Below are 2,382 nucleotides of genomic sequence, written 5' to 3'. Positions count from 1 at the left end.
GAGCAGGGGGGCAGGGGAGAAGTAATAGGGAATTGATAATTGACAATTGACAATTGATAATTGTTTCCGACACCCGACTCCCCATTCCCGACTCCTAACTTTGGACCTTAACTTGTCAAGATCGTGCTAGCCCTGAAACCCTTCCCTCTCAACAATTTGCTGGAGTAGCCCCTCACAGGCATCCAACAGCAGATCAATCACATAATTAAAGCCTTCCGATCCCCCATAATAGGGATCCGGCACTTCCCGATCCGGGTGAGCCGTGGCAAAATCACACATTAAATGCACCTTATCCCGATATTTCCCCTGACGATCTAGAGCGAGAATATCCTGATAGTTAGAGTGATCCATCGCTAAAATCAGGTCGAACTGTTCAAAATCTTCAGGACTAAAGCGCCGGGCTGATCCCGTGAGGGTAATCCCCCGTTGCTTGCCCGCCAACTGCATTCGTCGATCCGGTGGCGACCCAATATGATAACTTGATGTTCCTGCCGAATCACAGAGAATCTGGTCACTTAAATTCCGTTGGGCGACCAAATATTTCATAATATTTTCGGCCGAGGGAGAGCGGCAAATATTGCCCAAACAAACAAATAGGACTTGATATGGCATGGATCAATAATCAGATGCTCAAAGAAAAGAAATTCGCGTATTGGGGCAACGAACCGTTAAACTAATCCCGTAACCTCCATCATTCATCTTAGTGGTAGTCTGAGGTGCATGGGAAGTTAACTTGTGAGGGGTTCACCGGAGCTATCAGTCCCGTACTGTAACCCTAGCGTCAGGAGGGTATCATCAACCAAGTTCCGAGTCTAAAACCGATCTGAACAACTCCAAACCTGCCAGATTGAGAAAAAATAGCACCCCAAGGATAGCTTTGGCCGGATTGGGATTTATCGAATTGAGGAAGCCACTAAATGTTTAAATCCTATAAAAACCCTTATTACAGTAGACGCAGAAAGCGTTTTGCCTTTCCTTGGAAACTGATTGCCTTTATTGTCATTGGGTTAATTGTTCTGGAATTATTAACCCGCCTATTTCTGGGGTTAACGACTCCCCGGGAAACCTCTCCAGAAATACTCAGTGCCTATCAATATCGGGTGGTGAACCGGGAGGAACAACCCATTGCCGGACTGCCCCAAAAAGGTGAACTGGCGATTCAACCCAGTCTAGGAGTGGGTTATCAATTGGTCGGGAATCAAGAAAGTTCCTATTGGACAATTAATAACGAGCGGTTTAGGGATGAGCGGGAGATTCCCCGGGATAAACCCGCCAACGAAATTCGCATTTTCCTGTTAGGGGGGTCTGCTGCTTTTGGTCAGTGGTTGACTTCCCAAAATGACACCCTCAGCCATTATCTGGAACGACGGATTAACGAGCGACTGGAACAACAACAACGTTCGCCGGAAAAATATCGTCCCCCCAGTTTGCCTTTTGATGCCACAGGTCGCGCTAATGCTTTAGCGTTACCCCCCAGAATTCGTAGTGGGGATTATCGGGTGATTAATGCGGCCGTGCCGGGGTATGCGTCGGGGAATGAGTTAGCTCAACTGGCGTTAAGAATTCTGCCCTATAAACCTGATGTGGTGGTTTTATTAGATGGTTATGAGGATGTCATGCTACCCCATGAGCAGGAAGCGGTGCAAATTCCCCAAATGGAGGAGTTTCTCAATGATCCTCCGGCTCACTTTTGGGCCTACTTAACCCAGCCTGTGACGCGGTTTTTCAGTAATACGACTCTCTTGCAGGCGATCGCGAACTTGTTCGGTCAACCCCCATCGGCCTACGAACAACGGAGTTTAGTCCTGGTGGGCGATGATTCTCAGCCCTTAGTTGACCATCTCCCGACCAATGAGGAGGAACTCGAACAACGACTCACTCGTTATCGGCAAAACATTGTCCAGATGGTTCAACTCTGTGCTGGAGCCAATGTTCCCCTAGTGGTGGCATTGCAACCAGAAATTACAGGGATTTCTGAGGAACAGTTAAATCTGGAAGTGAAAGCAGAGGAAAAAGCCATTGTCGAACAATTGGGGCAAGATTACGTTGAAGGCGCTCGACAGGCTTTTAGACGCTTGGGAGAGGTCAATGATCAAATCGGGGCGGCCTTCCCCCGTAATGTGAAAATCCTCAATTATTATCAATTGTTTGATCGGCTTTCTGACGTAGCCTTTCAGGATGCGGTTCACTTAAACGCCAAGGGCAACAGTACCCTCGCCGAACGTTTCTACAATGCCATCACCACCCTACCCCGGATTCAAGTGCAAATTGAAGACCCCCTAGTCCGGTAATCGGGAGTCAGGGAGAAGGGGAGCGGGGGAGAGGGGGAGCAGGGGAGCGGGGGAGAGGGGGAGCAGGGGAGCAGGGGAGAGGGGGAGCAGG

General features: G+C 49.0%; 2 protein-coding genes. One reads left to right on the top strand and one right to left on the bottom strand.

Features of this window, described 5'->3' with window-relative positions:
• Nucleotides 1–126 precede the first annotated feature (126 nt).
• A complete protein-coding gene (locus tag K4A83_RS22550; protein ID WP_265266966.1) occupies nucleotides 127–612 on the bottom strand; it encodes a low molecular weight protein-tyrosine-phosphatase in 486 nt (161 codons plus the stop codon).
• 305 nt (nucleotides 613–917) lie between these two features.
• Here K4A83_RS22550 and K4A83_RS22545 point away from each other — a divergent pair, with 305 nt between their 5' ends.
• Entirely contained in the window at nucleotides 918–2,291 is a 1,374-nt protein-coding gene (locus K4A83_RS22545; RefSeq protein WP_265266965.1) for an SGNH/GDSL hydrolase family protein, read from the top strand.
• Nucleotides 2,292–2,382: the final 91 nt, after the last annotated feature.

It is taken from the genome of Spirulina subsalsa FACHB-351, from assembly GCF_026130165.1.
GTDB classification, from domain to species: Bacteria; Cyanobacteriota; Cyanobacteriia; order Cyanobacteriales; family Spirulinaceae; genus Spirulina_A; species Spirulina_A subsalsa_A.
This window is presented reverse-complemented; position numbering and strand designations above follow the sequence as displayed.

What these genes read in the sequence shown, in the direction of transcription:
- K4A83_RS22545 (WP_265266965.1), top strand. Translation starts at nt 918, where the DNA reads ATGTTTAAATCCTATAAAAACCCTTATTACAGTAGACGCAGAAAGCGT.
- K4A83_RS22550 (WP_265266966.1), bottom strand. Translation starts at nt 612, where the DNA reads ATGCCATATCAAGTCCTATTTGTTTGTTTGGGCAATATTTGCCGCTCT.